The 17,047-nt window shown below is 62.0% G+C and carries 15 protein-coding genes; 12 read left to right on the forward strand and 3 right to left on the reverse strand.

Features of this window, described 5'->3' with window-relative positions:
* Window positions 1-16 precede the first annotated feature (16 nt).
* The 10 genes from AB4850_RS04865 (at window position 17) to AB4850_RS04910 (ending at window position 13,110) form a co-directional block, all read left to right on the forward strand.
* Entirely contained in the window at window positions 17-3,181 is a 3,165-nt protein-coding gene (locus AB4850_RS04865) for an efflux RND transporter permease subunit (RefSeq protein WP_414441965.1), read from the forward strand.
* Window positions 3,178-4,104 (forward strand): TolC family protein, encoded by a 927-nt coding sequence (locus tag AB4850_RS04870; protein WP_414441471.1) that lies wholly within the window; start codon window positions 3,178-3,180, stop codon window positions 4,102-4,104. Before AB4850_RS04865 ends, AB4850_RS04870 begins: the two co-directional genes overlap by 4 nt.
* 6 nt (window positions 4,105-4,110) lie before the next feature.
* Entirely contained in the window at window positions 4,111-4,680 is a 570-nt protein-coding gene (locus tag AB4850_RS04875; protein WP_414441966.1) for a TolC family protein, read from the forward strand.
* A gap of 88 nt (window positions 4,681-4,768) precedes the next feature.
* Window positions 4,769-6,265, forward strand: a complete 1,497-nt coding sequence (locus AB4850_RS04880) for an ATP-binding protein (RefSeq protein ID WP_414441472.1) — start codon at window positions 4,769-4,771, stop codon at window positions 6,263-6,265.
* On the forward strand, window positions 6,258-6,938 hold the full coding sequence (locus tag AB4850_RS04885; RefSeq protein ID WP_414441473.1) for a response regulator: 681 nt from the start codon (window positions 6,258-6,260) through the stop codon (window positions 6,936-6,938). The genes AB4850_RS04880 and AB4850_RS04885 overlap by 8 nt, the downstream gene beginning before the upstream one ends.
* Window positions 6,939-7,011: 73 nt before the next feature.
* A complete protein-coding gene (locus AB4850_RS04890; RefSeq protein ID WP_414441474.1) occupies window positions 7,012-7,578 on the forward strand; it encodes a hypothetical protein in 567 nt (188 codons plus the stop codon).
* An 870-nt stretch (window positions 7,579-8,448) separates the two neighbouring features.
* Entirely contained in the window at window positions 8,449-9,255 is an 807-nt protein-coding gene (locus AB4850_RS04895) for a hypothetical protein (RefSeq protein WP_414441475.1), read from the forward strand.
* Between the two features lie 648 nt (window positions 9,256-9,903).
* Entirely contained in the window at window positions 9,904-10,053 is a 150-nt protein-coding gene (locus AB4850_RS04900) for a hypothetical protein (protein WP_414441476.1), read from the forward strand.
* Window positions 10,054-10,092: 39 nt separating this feature from the next.
* Window positions 10,093-10,896: a hypothetical protein gene (locus tag AB4850_RS04905; protein WP_414441477.1), complete on the forward strand. Its 804-nt coding sequence runs from the start codon at window positions 10,093-10,095 to the stop codon at window positions 10,894-10,896.
* 423 nt (window positions 10,897-11,319) lie between these two features.
* Window positions 11,320-13,110 carry a hypothetical protein gene (locus AB4850_RS04910; protein WP_414441478.1) on the forward strand — a complete coding sequence of 597 codons (1,791 nt, stop codon included), beginning with the start codon at window positions 11,320-11,322 and terminating at the stop codon, window positions 13,108-13,110.
* A 143-nt stretch (window positions 13,111-13,253) separates the two neighbouring features.
* On the opposite strand, the gene AB4850_RS04915 is transcribed toward AB4850_RS04910, so the two are convergent.
* Window positions 13,254-13,733, reverse strand: a complete 480-nt coding sequence (locus tag AB4850_RS04915) for an N-acetyltransferase family protein (RefSeq protein ID WP_414441967.1) — start codon at window positions 13,731-13,733, stop codon at window positions 13,254-13,256.
* A 102-nt stretch (window positions 13,734-13,835) separates the two neighbouring features.
* Here AB4850_RS04915 and AB4850_RS04920 point away from each other — a divergent pair, with 102 nt between their 5' ends.
* Together AB4850_RS04920 and AB4850_RS04925 are read left to right on the forward strand one after the other, a co-directional pair.
* Complete coding sequence (locus tag AB4850_RS04920) at window positions 13,836-14,777, forward strand: LysR family transcriptional regulator (RefSeq protein WP_414441479.1); 942 nt, start codon at window positions 13,836-13,838, stop codon at window positions 14,775-14,777.
* 220 nt (window positions 14,778-14,997) lie between these two features.
* A complete protein-coding gene (locus AB4850_RS04925) occupies window positions 14,998-15,366 on the forward strand; it encodes a hypothetical protein (protein ID WP_414441480.1) in 369 nt (122 codons plus the stop codon).
* Between the two features lie 67 nt (window positions 15,367-15,433).
* Here AB4850_RS04925 and AB4850_RS04930 read toward each other — a convergent pair whose 3' ends face one another.
* Both AB4850_RS04930 and AB4850_RS04935 read right to left on the reverse strand, forming a co-directional pair.
* Window positions 15,434-15,796, reverse strand: coding sequence for a hypothetical protein (locus AB4850_RS04930; RefSeq protein ID WP_414441481.1), 363 nt, complete (start codon window positions 15,794-15,796; stop codon window positions 15,434-15,436).
* Between the two features lie 12 nt (window positions 15,797-15,808).
* Window positions 15,809-16,822, reverse strand: a complete 1,014-nt coding sequence (locus AB4850_RS04935) for a hypothetical protein (RefSeq protein WP_414441482.1) — start codon at window positions 16,820-16,822, stop codon at window positions 15,809-15,811.
* Between the last annotated feature and the right edge of the window lie 225 nt (window positions 16,823-17,047).

Consider the following 17,047-nt stretch of genomic DNA (forward strand, 5'->3'; position numbering starts at 1 on the left):
GGGCGGCTGCATGCGTATCGCACACTTCTTTATCGATCGCCCCGTTTTCGCCTGGGTGCTCGCGTTGCTGGTGTCGCTGTCGGGCGCCTTCGCCATCACGCAACTGCCGCTCGACCAGTATCCCGACATCGCGCCGCCCACCATCCAGATCACGGCGTCGTACAACGGCGCGTCGGCGCAAACCAATCAGGATGCCGTAGTACAGGTGATCGAGCAGCAGATGGTGGGCCTCGACAACCTGATGTACATGTCTTCGTCGGCAAACTCCGAGGGCAATATCTCGATCAAGCTGACGTTCGGGGCGGGCACCAATCCGAACACGGCGCAAGTGCAGGTGCAGGACCAGTTGCAGGCCGCCAACGCGCTGCTGCCGACCGAGGTGCAGCAAAGCGGCGTCACCGTGCGCAAGGCCTCGCCCGATACGTTCCTGGTGTTCAACCTGGTGTCGGAAGACGGCAAGATGAGCAAGGCGGCGATCGCCGATTATCTCTACAGCAACCTCGAGGAGCAGATCGAGCGCTTGCCCGGCGTGGGGCAGGCGCAGCAGTTCGGCTATGAATACGCGATGCGGATCTGGCTCGATCCGAACAAGCTGCAGAAATACGCGCTGATGCCGTCCGATGTGGTTACGGCGATCGACGCGCAGAACAACGACGTGGCCGCCGGCGAGGTGGGCGCGGCACCCGCGGTCAAGGGCCAGGAACTCGACGCGACGATCACGGCGCGCAGCCGCCTGACCACGGCGCAGCAGTTCCGCGACATCGTGCTGAAAACGCAGACGAACGGCTCGCAGGTGCTGCTGGGCGACGTGGCGCGCGTCGATCTCGGCCCGCAGGCCTACACGGTCGAAACCAACTTCAACAACAAGCCCGCCTCGGGGCTGGGCCTGCAACTCGCGCCGGGCGCGAACGAAGTGCAGGTGGATCAGGCCGTGCACGACTTCCTGAACAAGCGCGCGGCGAGCTTTCCGAGCGGCCTGAAGGTCGAGTATCCGTACGAGATGGTGCCGTTCATCAAGACCTCGATTTCGGAGGTGGTGAAGACGCTGATCGAGGCGATCGTGCTGGTGGTGGCGATCATGTTCCTGTTCCTGCAGAACCTGCGCACCACGTTGATTCCGGCGATCGCGGTGCCGGTGGTGCTGCTCGGAACGTTCGGCATCCTCGACGTGTTCGGCTACTCGATCAACATGCTGACGATGTTCGGCGTGGTGCTGGCGATCGGGCTGCTGGTGGACGACGCGATCGTGGTGGTCGAGAACGTCGAACGCTTGATGTCCGAAGAACATCTGTCGCCGCGCGAGGCCACCCGCAAATCGATGACCGAAATCAGCAGCGCGCTGGTGGCGATCGCGATGGTGCTGTCGGCGGTGCTGCTGCCGATGGCGTTCTTCGGCGGCTCGACCGGCATCATCTACCGGCAGTTCTCGGTGTCGGTGGTGTCCGCGATGGCGCTGTCGGTGGTGGTGGCGCTGACCTTCACGCCGGCCTTGTGCGCGACGATTCTGCGCGACGACCACGAAAAGCCGAAGGGCCGGTTCTTCAGCGGTTTCAATCGCGGCTTCGACGCGTCCACCAGCAAGTACCGGCGCACCGTCGACAGGATCCTTCATCACCGCAAGCCGGCGATGCTCGTGTACGTGGTGCTGGTGGTTGGCGCGGGCTTCCTGTTCATGCGCCTGCCCACCTCGTTCCTGCCGACCGAGGATCAGGGCGTGCTGATGGTGACGGTCACGGCGCCGGTGGGCGCCACGCGCGAGCGCACGGAAGCGACCATGGCGACGGTCGAGCACTATCTGCTCAAGCAGCCGGCCGTGTCCGAGGTGTTCAACGTGGCGGGCTTCGCGGTGGGCAGCAACGGCCAGAACGTCGGCATGATGTGGGTGAAGCTGAAGGACTGGAGCCAGCGCACCGCCGCGAGCGACACGGCGCAGGGCTTCGTCGTCAAGGCGTCGCGCGATCTCGCGCAACAGGTTCGGGATGCGAAGGTATTCGTGTTGCAGCCGCCCACCGTGCGCGGCCTCGGCATCAGCTCGGGCTTCGACATGCAGCTCGTGGACGAAGGCAACCTCGGCCACACGGCGCTGGCCGCCGCGCGCGACAAGCTGATCGCGCTGGCGAACCGCAGCGGCATCGTGCGCCAGGTGCGCTTCAACGGCCTCAGCGACACGCCGCAACTGTCGCTCGACATCGACGACCGCAAGGCGAACGCGATGGGGCTGGCGCCCGGCGATGTCAACACCACCATCGAGGACGCGCTCGGCGGCGAGTATGTCGACGAATTCCTCGACAACCAGCGCATCAAGAAGGTGTACGTGCAGGGCGATGCGCAGTTCCGCATGACGCCCGAATCGCTCGAGCAGTGGTATGTGCGCAATGCCTCGGGCACGATGGTGCCGTTCTCGGCGTTCGCCACTTCGCACTGGACATACGGGCCGCCCGAGCTGGATCGCTACAACGCGCAATCCTCGTTCGAGATCGTCGGCGACCCGGCGCCGGGCGTCAGTTCGGGGCAGGCGATGGATACCATGGCGAAGCTGGTCGGCCAGTTGCCGAAGGGCATCAGTTATGCGTGGACGGGACTGTCGTATCAGGAGCAACTGTCGGGCGGGCAGGCGCCGTATCTGTATGCCGTGTCGGTGTTGTTCGTGTTCATGTGCCTTGCCGCGCTCTATGAAAGCTGGTCGGTGCCGCTCGCGGTGCTGCTGATCGTGCCGCTCGGCGTATTCGGCGCGGCGCTCGGCACGAGCTTGCGCGGCCTGTCGAACGACGTCTATTTCCAGGTGGGCTTGCTCGTCACGGTGGGTTTGTCGTCGAAGAACGCCATCCTGATCGTCGAGTTCGCAACGATGCTCGAAAAGCAGGGCGCCGGCACGCTGAAGGCGATCGAGCAAGCGGTGGCGCTGCGCATTCGCCCGATCGTCATGACCTCGTTGGCGTTCCTGCTCGGCGTCGCGCCGCTCGTCATCGCGAGCGGGGCGGGTGCGGCCGCGCGGCAATCGATCGGCACCGGCGTGTTCGGCGGCACGCTGGTGGGCACCGTGCTCGCGATCTTCTTCACGCCGCTGTCGTATTTCATGGTGCGCAAGCTGGGCGGCAAGCGTCGCAAGCCCGATGGCCCGGGCGGCGGCGGTGGCGCCGATGCGCCGGCCGGCTCGCCGGAACAAGGAGGTGCCGCATGAAGCGCGCGATTCATTGGATGCTGGCCGGTGCGGCCGCCACGGCGCTGAGTGCGTGCATCGACCTGTCGCCCACCTACCAGCGGCCGCCCGCGCCGGTGGCGGCCGCATGGCCCGATGCGGCGTCGGCGTCGGCTGCACAGGCGCCGGACGTGCAGGCCGCCGACATCGGCTGGCGCACGTTCTTCGTCGATGCCCGCTTGCAGAACACGATCGCCTTGACCCTGTCGAACAACCGCGACCTTCGTATCGCCATCCTGAACATCGAGAAGGAGCGTGCGGAATACCGCATTCAGCGCGCCTCGCTGTTTCCGGAAATCGACCTCGGCGGCAATGAAGACGCCGAGCGCACGCCCACCTCGGTGCGCAGCGCGCAAACGGGCTCGGCATCGGCCACGAACAGCCAGAGCGGCGAGATCTCGCATGTCTATAGCGCCAACCTGGGCTTCACGTCCTACGAACTCGACCTGTTCGGGCGCGTGCGCAACCTGAGCAAGGCGGCGCTGGAAACGTACCTGTCGACGGTCGAGACGCGTCGCAGCACGCAGATCAGCCTCGTGTCGGAAGTGGCGAGCGACTGGCTGACGCTGGCTTCGGACCGGCGCCTGCTGGCGATCGCGCAGGCGACCTTGGCCAGCCAGCAGCGCACCTTCGACCTGGTGAGCCGCGAGCATGCGCTCGGCGCGGCCAGCGCGCTCGACCTGGCGCAGGCGCAGGCCAGCCTCCAGGCCGCGCGCAACAGCGCCGCGCAGGCGCAAACCACCGCCGAGCAGGCCCGCAACGCGCTGGACCTGGTGGCCGGCACGCGCGTGCCCGATGCCGATCTGCCCGACGCGCAGCTCGATCCCGTCGCCAGCATCACGGCGATTCCGGCCGGCATTCCGTCGGCCGTGTTGCAGCGCCGCCCCGACGTGCTGGCGGCCTAGCACACGCTGAAGGCCGACAACGCGAACATCGGCGCCGCGCGTGCGAACTTCTTCCCGACCATCAGCCTGACCGCCGCGCTCGGTTTCGAGAGCCCGGCGCTGGCGCATCTGTTCACGGGCGGCAACCGGAGCTGGTCGGTGGAGCCGTCGGCGACCCTGCCGATCTTCGATGCCGGTGCGAACCGCGCCACGCTCGATGCCTCGAAGGCGACGTTCAGGATCGACGTGGCAACCTACGAGAAAACCATTCAAACCGCTTTCGAGGAAGTGGCGAATGCGCTGGCCACGCGCGCGACCATTGGCGAGCAACTCGACGCGCAAACGCGCACCGTGCAGGCCGATCAGCACGCCTACGATTTGACGATGGCGCTCTACCAGCAGGGCAGCGAGAGCCTGCTCGATGCGCTGACCGAGCAGCGCCTGTTGTACTCGGCGCAGCAATCGCTGGTGGCGACGCAGCTTTCGGCGCAAACCAGCCTGATCACCTTGTATGCGGCGCTGGGCGGCGGCGTCGATGCGGAAAACAAGCCCGCCGGTAACGCGGCGGCGGCCCCCGCAGCGGTGGGCAGGCCCTGAGTGGCCTGGTATCGAGCGGGTATGATGGGCAGCCGCTTCGGGAGCGGCGCGTCGTTCCCGCCGGACAGGAAGGTTTCCGAAAGAAAAGATGAGTGAACAAGGCCATGTGCCCGGAATCGATGCCATGCCCGGCGTGCTGACGCGCGTGATGCGCGGCATCCGCCGCGAAAGCCTGACCGGCAAGCTGTTTGCCGCGATGCTGATCGTCAATATCCTCGTGATCGGCGCGATGGCCGCGGGCGCGCAACTGAGCTTCGAGCGCGGCTTCCTCGGCTATCTGGAGCGGCAGGAGGTCAAGCGGCTCGAATCGAGCGTGCAGCCGCTCGCGACGGCGTATCGCGATCACGGCAGTTGGGATTTCCTGCAACAGAACCGCAGCCTCTGGCACGAGATCATGCGGCCGTTCGGGCCGGCTTCCTACCCGGTGTCGAGCCACCGGCCGCTGCCGCGCCTGCCGCTCTCGTCGCTGATCGGCACCAACACGCGCTTCACGCTGATCGATGCTCAGGGCACCTACGTATTCGGCAATCCGTCGTTCGCGGCGGAGTCGCCGCGGCGGCCCATCGTCGTGAACGGCAAGACGGTGGGATGGTTGCTGATGGTGCCATTCGAGCGGGCCACCGAGGCCGGTGATTTGCGCTTCCAGAAAACCCAGCGCGAATCGAGCTGGATCATCGCGATCGTGGCGACCTTGCTCGCCATCCTGACGACCTTGTGGATGGTGCGCACGCTGGCGTCGCCGTTGCGCCGGATCGCGAGCGCCACGCACATGCTCGCGCGAGGCGACCTCGGCACGCGCGTGCCGACCGTATCGAGCGGCGACATCGGCCAGCTCGAACACGATTTCAATCATCTCGCGCAAACACTGGAAAGCACCGAGCGCATGCGGTCCGCGCTGGTGGCCGACATCTCGCACGAACTGCGCACGCCGCTGGCCGTGATGAGCGGCGAGATCGAGGCGATCGAAGTGGGCGTGCGGCCCGTCAGCGTGGAGGCGGTCAGTTCGCTCGGCGTGGAGGTCAAGCGCCTGCGTCGGCTGGTCGACGATCTGTACGATCTCTCGCTCGCCGACGTGGGCGCGCTGCGCTATCACCACGAGCCGCTTGACGTGTGCGAAACGCTGCGCGCCGCACTGCGCCGCGCCGCACGCCGCTTCGCCGATGCGGGGCTGGTGCTGCACACCGCGCTGCCCGATGGCCCGCTCTGGGTCCGCGGCGACGATCGGCGCTTGCATCAGGTGTTTACCAACATCATCGAGAACACGCTGCGCTATGTGGATGCGGGCGCAACGGTTTTCGTGACGGCGAGCCAGCGTGCCGGCACGGTGCGAATCGCGTTCGACGACAGCGGCGCGGGCGTGCCCGATGCCGTCCTGCCGTCGTTGTTCCAGCGGTTTTATCGCGTCGAGGCGTCGCGCAGCCGCGCGACCGGCGGAGCGGGGCTGGGCCTGCCGATCTGCCGGGGCATCGTCGAGGCGCACGACGGCCGGATCGAGGCGTCGCGTGCGCCGCAAGGCGGCTTGCGCATCGCGATCGATCTGCCGCGCATTCGGGAATCGGTCATGGACCGCAACGAGCATGAATAAAGACACCGCGTTCGACATCCTGATCGTCGAGGACGAACCCAAGCTGGCCAGCGTGATGGCCGACTTCCTGCAGGCGGCCGGCTACGCCACGCGTTGCCTCGCCGACGGCAGCGCCGTGGCGAACGAGGTGGCACGGCAGATGCCGTCGCTGATCGTGCTCGACCTGATGCTGCCTGGCCGCGACGGGCGCGACGTGTGCCGCGACCTGCGTGCCCATAGCGACGTGCCGATCATCATGGTGACGGCGCAGGTCGAGGAGGTGGATCGCCTGATCGGCCTCGAACTCGGCGCAGACGATTACATCTGCAAGCCGTTCAGCTTGCTGGAACTGGTGGCGCGCGTGAAGGCCATCCTGCGCCGCGCGCGCGTGGAACGCTCGGCGGAAAGCGAGCCGCTGACGTTCGACGACGATCGCCTGCAAGCCACGTTTCGTGGCGTGCCGATCGATTTCACGGCGATCGAGTTCCGGTTGCTGAAGACGCTCGCGCAGTGGCCGGGCCGGGTGTTTTCGCGCGATGCGCTGATGGAGCGGCTGTATCCCGACGGCCGCATTGTCGAGGATCGCACCATCGACAGCCATGTGAAGAAGATCCGGCGCAAGTTCGAGGCGGTGGAGCCGGACGAGGACGTGATCCAGTCGGTGTATGGGGCAGGGTTCCGGTTTGCGTTGTGAGCGGGGTTGGGGCGACGATATCGAGGACTGTTTAACATTCGATAGTGATCGCTCCATCGGGGAAACATGCCACATGCAAAACCTTCACGACATCTTTCAGGAAATCCGCTCGATTCTCGATGTGGATATGCATTCGCAACCGGATGCCGTTGCATCGGTTGAACCGAACTCCGAAATAGGCCGCTGGCGCTCGGCCTTGGGAGGAACGGATCTCGCGATCCCATGGACTGCTGAAGATCTGTACCTCTACGGAGCCGGCGCCGGTTTCGACGACGTACAGACCGGATACCGCGTCGACCGCTCCGGCGCACGCTTCCCGGGTTGGCCGGACGATTGGTTCGTGATCGGCACGCTATTCGGCGATGCGATCATCGGTCAGTCGGTCGATGGGCAATGCGCGGTGTGGTTTGCCCGTCATGGCGCAGGCGCGTGGAAGGCCGACCTTGTCGCGAATGAACCTGCCGTGTTTGCCGAGGCATTGCGCATCTGGTGCGAACTGTTCGTCGCGAAGTACGACAGGGACATTTACGACGCGTCCAATGCGGTTCGAGCGGATTTTTTGCTGGAGTTGCGGCAGCGTGTGGGGGCGGTGCTATCGCTGGAAGGGGTTGATGTGTTTATGGCGATGGTGGATGGTTAATCCGCTATCGTTACGGAATGCGAAGGTAATGCTGGCCGTGACCCCGTAATATCCCCGCAACCACGCATTACCGAAAGCCCCGATTTCACGGCGAAATCGGGGCTTTTTGCTTTCCACGCAGTGCTGAACATGGCGCTGCCATGGGCCGCCCCGGAACCGTTTCAATTCAACGCGCAAGCGCGCGTAGTCCCATACCCACACCGTATTGCCCCGGCTTTGCCAGTTCCTTCACGGTGTCTATTTACGGCATCGGTGCCGTGTCCCGACGCGATGAAGCGTTGCGGGCCGGATGACGCGCGGGACGAGCCGTTCAAGTTCATCCGCTGCCCGGGGACGTCGGCTCCAATGACGGGCGGCGTCCGAGAAGCCGTCATCGCATGTCGGCCAGCAGGCCCTTTTGTCAACGGAGGGCAGCCTATTTCCGAGCAGAGCGAGTGCTTAGAAATCGAGGGCTTGTGCACCAATCCAATGAAAATCTGCTCACGTCATAACGAAAGGAAAGACGATGAGCACAAAGATGGATGAAAGCATCAAGCACTGGATGGCCACATGCAGGAGCGGGCTTCGGTTCAACAACCTTCGATGACGAATCAATTTTTGAAGATAAAAATCCCGTCCGAGGAGTTTGTTATTAATTTGTAAAATTAATTTGACGAATTTGAGGGTGATCAATTTTATGGGTTATAGCGCTTTCGTAAAATGATTAATTTTATTAATGTGGAGTCGCCTGAGATTGGCCCATTAAAAAATGAACGCTTAGCTGGATGTCGGGTGTTCATAGGTATCACACCCAAGCTGCTTTGTTGCTTGGAATGTAAATGGGTCTTGGCTGCCGTAATAATTCAATATTTTGAAATGAAGGGGTGTTCCATGAATGAGATGAAAAAAGCAGGTTTGCTCGTCGGGCTTTTGGTTTCGGCAAATGTTGCATTTGCAGGAAATGTTGATCCTGGTAGCCTGAAAACCAGTGGCCCGATCGATTTCGCTTCGAACCTTTTGACTTCGTCTACACCGATTACGGATGTTGAGGATTTCAAGTACACGGTGCAGGTTGGTACCGAGAAATCGATCGACAATGTGTATTACAAGGTAAGCCAAGCGTTTAACACAGACGGCACCTACGACTCAGGGATGTTGCCTCATTCAGATGACACGGTCAGTTTCAGGTTTTCGACTTCAGTCAAAGGGGCGGTGGCGACCAATCAACGGTCGTGCCACGCAGGAACGGACGGCAGCCCGGACGGGGTGACATGTGAAATTACCCTGCCGGCGTCGTACATGAATAGCCGGGCTTACACCGTTGAAGTAAAGAAAACGGCTGACAACGGCAAGCTTCGAACCTATTCCGCCACGGTAACCGACCAACTTGGGGGATTTTGGAGCGATATCGGTTCGTGGTCTGTTCCGGTTAGCGTTGGCGCCTTGAGCCCCTGGGTAAACGCGTCTTCCGTGCGATACTCCGACGCAAAATTCAAGGTGACGTCATGCGCGGATATTCCTTCCATTTTCGTGGACTATTCGAACGTGCTGTTTAACAATTCCGTTTACAGCACGCTGGCTTCGAACCAACCCGACCCCGAGGCGTCGGGACCCTATATGTGCAGCTCTGCACGCGTCCCTCTGTCTATTAGCAAATATCGGCCGACGCAAACCGGATTTGTTGTCACGAACGATTGATAATCAGACAGCCCTGACCGGTTGACTTCCCAAATACGTGCACCTATCGCACGGTCCATCAGATACGCGCCGTCTTGATCGAGGTGTCGTGCATCTGACGCGGACTGTTCGTCGCGTAATACGGTGGGGATGTTGACGATCTATCCGGTGCGGTTCGGCCGGATTTTTTGCTTGAACTGCGGCAACGCGTGGCGGAGGTGCTGCGGGCGGAAGACGTGGATGTGTTCATGGCGATCGTGGATGGCTAATCCGCATATCGTTGCGGGGTACGAATGTCACGCTGGCCGGTGACTTTGGAATACACCCCCGCCTAAAGCCCCGATTTCACGGTGAAATCGGGGCTTTTTTATCCGCCCGGCCACGATATCCATTTCGGGGTGTCGGTCCAGCGCGATGAGGCGTCGCGGGTCGCAATGGTGCGAGGCATCGCGGCGCTCAATCCTGGGCGGGTGCCCGGCAAACCTTGGCAAACATGAGTGACGGGTTACGTCCCAGCTCTGCCCTCCGACGAACGCATTGATCGCGGCAACCGTCGGCGACCGAATCAATTTTCGAAGTTAAAAATCCCGTTTTAAGTCCATGTAATTAATTTATTAATTTAAGTTATTTGACTGGAATCAGTGTGGTGGGTTATATGGCTTTCGGAAGATGGATAATTTTATTATTGTAAGGCTGCATCAAACTGGTCCGGCTGAAAATGAAAGTGCGGCTGGCTGTGGGGTGTTCATATGCGCCACGCCCAGGCTTGCCCTTGCTTTGTTGCTTGAAGTGCAAAAGGATTTCAATCAACTGCAATAATTCGATTTCTTTTGAATCGAGGGGTGTTTTATGTGTGCGATGAAAAAAGCAGGATTGCTGATCGGGCTTTTGGTTTCGGGAAATGTTGCGTTTGCGGGAAATGTTGATCCTGGTAGCCTGAAAACCAGTGGGCCGATAGATTTCACTACGAACTATCTGACTTCGTCTACTCCAATCGGCGATGTTCAGGATTTCAAGTACGTGGTGCAGGTTGGTACCAAAGCATCGATCGATAATGTGTATTACAAGGTAAGCCAGAATTTCAGCAACGGTGAGTCATACGAATCAGGCATTCTGCCTCATTCGGATAACACGGTTGGTTTTAGATTTTCGACCTCTGCAAAAGGGGCGAAAGCGGTCAATCAACAGTCGTGCCACGCGGGATCGGATGGCAGCCCGGATGGTGTGACATGTGAAATTACCGCTCCGGCGTCGTACATGAATAGCAGGGTATATACCGTTGAAGTAAAGAAAACGGCTGAAAATGGCCAGTTTCGAACATATGCCGCCACGGTAACCGACCACTTAGGGGGATTTTGGATCGACATCGGCTCGTGGACTGTCCCGGTTAGCGTTGGTGCCTTGACTCCCTCGGTAGTAGCAACGTCCGAGCGGTACTCGAACGAAAAATTCAATGTGACGTCATGCGCGGATGTTCCTCCGATGCGTGTGGACTATGGAAGTGTGCTGTATAACAATTCCGTTTACAGTAAATTGGTTAAGGAATACCACCCCGCCCCGGGCGCAACCGGGAGCTATATGTGCGGCGGTGCGGGTGTCCCTCTGGCTCATGGGAACATTCGGCGGACGCTCACCGGGTTTATTATCAACAACACTTGGTAATGAGATAGCCTTTACAGGCTGACTTTCCAATTCGGGCTTCAGTGGTTTGTTCGCGTCGAGCTTGCTTTTCGCGATCGGGCATTTCATCCATCACTGTTGCTCGGATGACGATGGAACGTTATCAGATCAGTTACGGGCCGTGTTTGCCGAGACGTTGCGTATCGGGTGTGAACTGTTCGTTGCGAAATACGGCAGAGATGTTGAGGACCTATCCGGTGCGGTTCGGCCGGATTTTTTGCTTGTTTTGGGTGCCGCTGTCGGTGACAAGGGTCGATAGTTCATGGCGAATGCCATGCTGCGGAAGGCCTGTGAAAAGCTGGCGGGCAGCCCTGTAAATTTGAGTAATCTGTAAGGCAAGGCCGTGTAACGTTTGTGACACGCCCGGGGAAAAGAATGCCGGTTTTCCATCAGAAAACCACCGACATGCATTCTCATCCTACCCGCCACGCCGTGCTCGGCCTGACGATCATCGCTGCGGCGTGCGCACTGGCCGCATGCGGCGGTTCCGATTCGTCGTCGCCGGCTTCTTCTTCGACAATCTCCACGCCGCCGCCCGTTACCTCCACGCCCAGCAGCGCATTTGCCGCCGGCAATCTGGTGGTGGCGCGCACCGTGTACGACCCCGCGCTCGTGGTGAGCGGCGCGCTGCCGTTCGACGCCACGCCGGAGGCGACCAATCCGCCCGTGTCGACCGTGAACGCGGTCACGCCCGGCACGTTCCCGAACGTGTTCACGAACGACACGAACGACGCGGCCTTCAGCGTCATGACCAACATGTATCTCGATCAGTGGCCGGCCGCCGCCGCCAGCGCCGCATCGAGCACCAACGTCACGGCCGCCGCCGCCGCGCTGGCGACGCCCGAGATTTTCTCGGTGAGCTTCGCCTCGCAATCGGGGATGGGGCTGAACGTCTCGCCCGACGGCAAGACGCTGACGTTCATGGGCTACAACGCAACGCCGAACAAGCTCGACATCACCAACACGAACACGCCGGGTGCGGTGGATGCGAGCAACACCGACATTCAGACGAGCACTTATCGCACGGTCGGCCAGGTGAGCCTCGCCACCGGCCAGGTGGCGTTCACGCACACCAACGCCTACAGCGGCGACGACGCGCGCGCGGCCGTGCTCGTCAATGGTCAGTACTACATGGTAGGCGGCTCGGGCAACTCGGGCTCCAGCCCGAATCCCACCTATGGCGCGCTCGACATGCTGTCGATGGATACCGGCCTGCAGAGAATCACGCCGGGCAGCGCTTGCGCGTTCACGCAGGTGATCGGCGCGTTCCAGTCGGGCAACGGCAGCACCTACACCCCGGCAGCGGCCGGCAGCTGCGCGCTCGGCACCGTGACCGACGCGCTGTCGAGCCAGACCTACGCGAAGAAAACCAGCATGGGCGGCAACCAGTTCGGCTTCTCGCTCGCCTCGCTGAGCGGCCAGACCTTCGACAAGACCAGCAAGGACGACAACTTCCGCAGCGTGTTCGTCGATGCGAACGGCACGATGTACGTGACCAAGGACAGCGGCAGCAACGGCGTGGATACGGTGTACCAGGTCGGCGCGGTGGGTGCGCTGGCCAATGGCGCGGCGTTGCCGCAGAACACCGCCGTCACCATCGCGGCCGGCTTCCCGACCTCGACCTCGACGGCCGCGCAATCGGAATCGTCGTTCCCGAACCCGTGGACGCTCGCCAAGGGCGTGGGCTTCCCGTCCGACGTCTGGGTGCCGAAGAACAACACGAACCTGATGTTTGTGGCCGACGAAGGCGACTACGACGACAGCGGCACCGTGTCGTATGCACCGAACGGCAGCGGCGGCCTGTGGGTGTACCAGAACCAGGGCGGCACCTGGACGCCGATCGCGCACCTGACGGCCGGCCTGAACCTCGGCACGGCATACACCGTGACCGACGCCGCCGGCACCTACGGCACGGCCGGCGCGAGCTACACCACCGCACCGGACGGCCTGCGCCACGTCACGGGGCAGCTCAACAGCGACGGCACATACACGCTTTACGCCACCACCTCGACGATCGGCAACAGCCTCGGTTCGGCATTCGATCCGGGCGCCGATTCGAACCAGTTGGTAAAGATCACGGTAACGGTCAACGGCTCGACGGTGACGGCGGCCGGTAGCGGTTTCTCCGTCATGCAGACGGCGCCGTTCGGTCAGCTTCTGCGCGGGGTCGTGGTGGTGCCGAGCGCGGCGTCGTAAGCGTTGGGGGCGTGGCTGGCTGAATGACGCGCCGGTGGGATCGGTCGTGCGTCATTCAGCTATCCTGCGGTCCTGGCACGGCGATCGACCGGTTGCTCGGCTGCCCGGCTGCTCGGCGATCTGGCGCAGGTGCTGAACCGCCGTTAGCCTTTCGCCAGCGCCCGAATCCCGTCGCCCTCAAGCCGATAGCGAACCCATTCGTCTTGTGGCTCGGCGCCGATCGACCGATAGAACGCGATGGCCGGTTCGTTCCAGTCGAGCACGCTCCATTCGAAGCGCCCGCAGCCATTTTCCAGGGCCACGCCCGCGAGATATTGCAACAGGCGCTTGCCGGCGCCCACGCCGCGCGCGTCGGGCGACACGTACAAATCCTCCAGATACAGCCCGGATTTCGCCTGCCACGTCGAGTATGAGAAGAAATACACGGCGTAACCGACGGGGCGGCCATCGAGTTCGCAAATCAATGCCTTTGCCGGCGACGGCGCGCCGAACAGCGACGCCCGGATGGTGTCGGCCGTCGCGGCCACCTGATCCTCGGCCTTTTCGTAAATGGCGAGTTCGATGATGAAACGCAGGATGAGCGGGGCGTCGGCGGCGGTGGCGGGCCGGATGGTCAGTGCCATGAGCGTGAGCGGTTCCAGAGCAGTGAAGCGGTAACGGGATTCCGATGGTAGCCGACCAGTGGCATGCATATACTGCATTCTGTTCATCACGAATTGAATGTCATGCATTACGACCTGCGCCGCCTCGACCTGAACCTGCTGCTGGTATTCGACGCATTGGTGCGTCACCGTTCGGTCACGCTGGCGGCGGACGAACTGGCCATGAGCGCGTCGGCGGTCAGCCACGCGCTTGCGCGGCTGCGCGATGCGCTTGCCGACGAGTTGTTCGTGCGCATCGGCAATGAAATGCGGCCGACCGCTGCCGCCGAGCGCATCATGCGCCCGGTTGGCGACGCGCTCGACCTGTTGCACGCCGGGCTGGCCCCGGCTCGCCGTTTCGATCCGGCCAGCAGCGAACGCACCTTTACGTTCGCCGCGACGGATTACACGGCGTTCGCGATGCTGCCCGCGTTCATCGCGCGGATGCAGGAGGTGGCGCCTTCGCTGCGATTCAGAATCGTCGCGTCGCGCGGCCGGGAATCGGCGGAGGAACTGGCGTCGGGCCGGATCGATTTCGCGCTCGGATATGAAGAGGAAACCTTAACGTTGCCGGCCGGCGTCGAAAGCGTCGATGGGTTCTCCGACGATTACGTGGTGATCGCGAGCCGGCAGCATCCGACGATCCGACGCAAGCTGAGCATGGCCCAATATCTCGCCGCACAGCATGTGGTGGTCACGCCGTGGGACGATTCGCGCGGCGCGATCGATCGCGTGCTCGACCGGTTGGGCCTGGCGCGGCACGTCGCCGTGCAGTTGCCGGCCGTGCTCGTCGCGCCGTTCATCGTCGCGCGCTCGAACCTGCTGATGACCGTGCCGCGTCACGCGGCGCTGATTTTGCGCGATGCCGCGCCGGTCACGATCTATCCGGCGCCGTTCGACGTGCCGCGCTACACGCTGAAGCTCTATCAGCACACCCGGCATGCGGGCACGCCCGCGCATGTCTGGGTACGCGATCAGTTGCTGCGCTCGGCGCACGCCATCGGTCAGCAAGGCGAGATCCGTTGACAGGTTTCGCCTGCGGATGGCAGACTCCTTCCCCATGAACGCCTTCACGTCCCTCGCCCTCGCGATCCATCATCATTGGCATTTCCATGCGGAATTGCCAATGGGGCGTGCCTAGGCCAGATATTCGAGCGATACCCGCTTCGAAGCCCCGCCGGTAGCGACGGGGCTTTTTGTTGGGTGACACTCCGTCGATGGCCGGCTCAACGAGAGAGCCAGACCGATGATGTCAGCATCGAAAACCTTTGCGACCCCCCTCGACCTGTACCGGGCGATTTCACGCGTCTGGGCGGCGGATACGTCGAGCCCTGCGCATGCCTGGTCGGCGTCGAATCCCGCTCTGAATCATTGCAGCGTCACCGCGCTGGTCGTGCAGGATTGCTTCGGCGGGGAGCTTCTCTCCACGCGCACGCCGGGCGGCACGCACTTCTATAACCTTATCGACGGCAGGCGCTGGGATTTGACGGTTGGTCAGTTTTCCGAACCGATTCCGTACGACGACACGCCGTCCACGCGCGAGATGGCGTTGGGCGATACCTCGCATGAAAAATACGCATTGCTGACGGCGCGGTTGAACGAGGTCGGCAGGTGACGCACGCTTAAAAAACCAGATTGAAAATCGAAATGCCGTTCAGTCAGGAAACCGAACGGCATTTTCATCATTCAGGCTTGATCTCCAGAGAATCAAACTCAACGAACAGTTCGGCGCCGAGCGTGGCCTGAACGGAAGCGATGCTTTTCAGTGGCTTGCCCTTTCCCCAAGAGTACGACTTGTCCAGCGCGGCCAACGCCTGTCTGTACTCGTCGGAGTTGAAGTCGGTTAGCACCTTGATCGAAGAGATGATGTTCTGTATCAGGAAGTCGTTGCACCAGCATCGTGTCGCGCCTTTAAACATCAGATGAACCCGGTCTTTCTTGTCGTCGAACATCAAGTGAAGCTCGACCACCTGCTTGTCCATGTCGGCGGCCAAGCCGAGTAGATACCAGTCGTGAAACGATTCGTATTTTTCGATATTTGTCATTGCGTTCGTCCATCAAGGGTTCCAGGGGCTGAAGGGCACGACGTCGCTCCCTCCGTCTCTCGCGCCTCCGCTCCAGTTGTGCGCATGGGGCTTGATTCCTTTGTGGAAGTGATCGAAGTCGAGATCCACAACAGGTGCTCCGTCGTTACCGAACAGCCGCATCTGGCCACTTCCTGGGTTGGTGTACCACGTGCCCGGCTCACCGGTGTTTGGCGTCTTGGCGATGTCAAAAGGAACGCCGTCGGGAAAGTCCGGCACGTACTCGAACGGCTGTGCATCGCCCAGCGGCATCGTCATCGCGTCGGTTGCAGCGCTATCGACGCCGCCGAGTGCAGCCCCGGCGATGGTCTTGGCCACGCCGAGCCAGTCGAATCCGCCAGCCGCGTTGGTTGCACCACCGGTACCCGTGTCGAGCACTGAACCTAGCTCAGGTGCCAATGCGATGCAGCCAGACGAGCCGGCTCCCGCTTCACCACCGGCCATCGCCGCCTTCAGGCCATAGTAGGTCGGTTGCATCTGGCCGCCGCTCGTGCCGATCGGCGGCCAACTCAACGGCGCGGGCGTCGGTCGATAGGTGGATGCGCTGATGATCCGTTCGCGATTCACGAACGGCACAAGGCTTCCGTCCTCGACTGCCCGCCGGAGCGCACGCTCGGCGCCGGTATTGTCGGTAGGCAAGTTCATGTGCGCGACATGCAACAGCTCGCTCAGGAAGGTCTGAACCTCGCCCAGTGCGGCCGCTCCGGTGATGGAGTGCAAGTCCCAGTTCGGACGAAAGTAGAGGTCGAAGGCCCGCCGGTCTTCGTCGCGCTGGCGTTGCTCCTCGGCCTCCGATCCGGACCATCCGACTGCCCGATCTCGCGAAATCAGCGATCGATCGTTGCGGGCCCAGCTCCGCCGGGAGTCGCGCTGCCGACGCTCGCGCATCCATCGGATTTCCATGTTGTTAGCGTCGTATTGCCTGCGCGGCACCAGCATGCACTGCCATGTGCCGATATTCAGCGGAACATAAAGCGTGTTGTACATCGGCGTATCTGCCTCGTACTGTTGTCTGACGGGGCGTCAATCGTAGCGGCATGATCTGAGGCGGAATTTGATCTTGGCTAACAATTCTGCCGCGCTCGCGCTCCGTACGACGACACGGGCCGATACCTCACAACAGAAATACGCACTGTTGACATCAAGGCTGAACGACATCGACCGATGACGCACATGCAAAAAAGCCGGCTCGAAAGCCGGCTTTTTTGCATG

Source organism: Burkholderia sp. 22PA0106, from assembly GCF_047497155.1.
Taxonomy (GTDB): Bacteria; Pseudomonadota; Gammaproteobacteria; order Burkholderiales; family Burkholderiaceae; genus Burkholderia.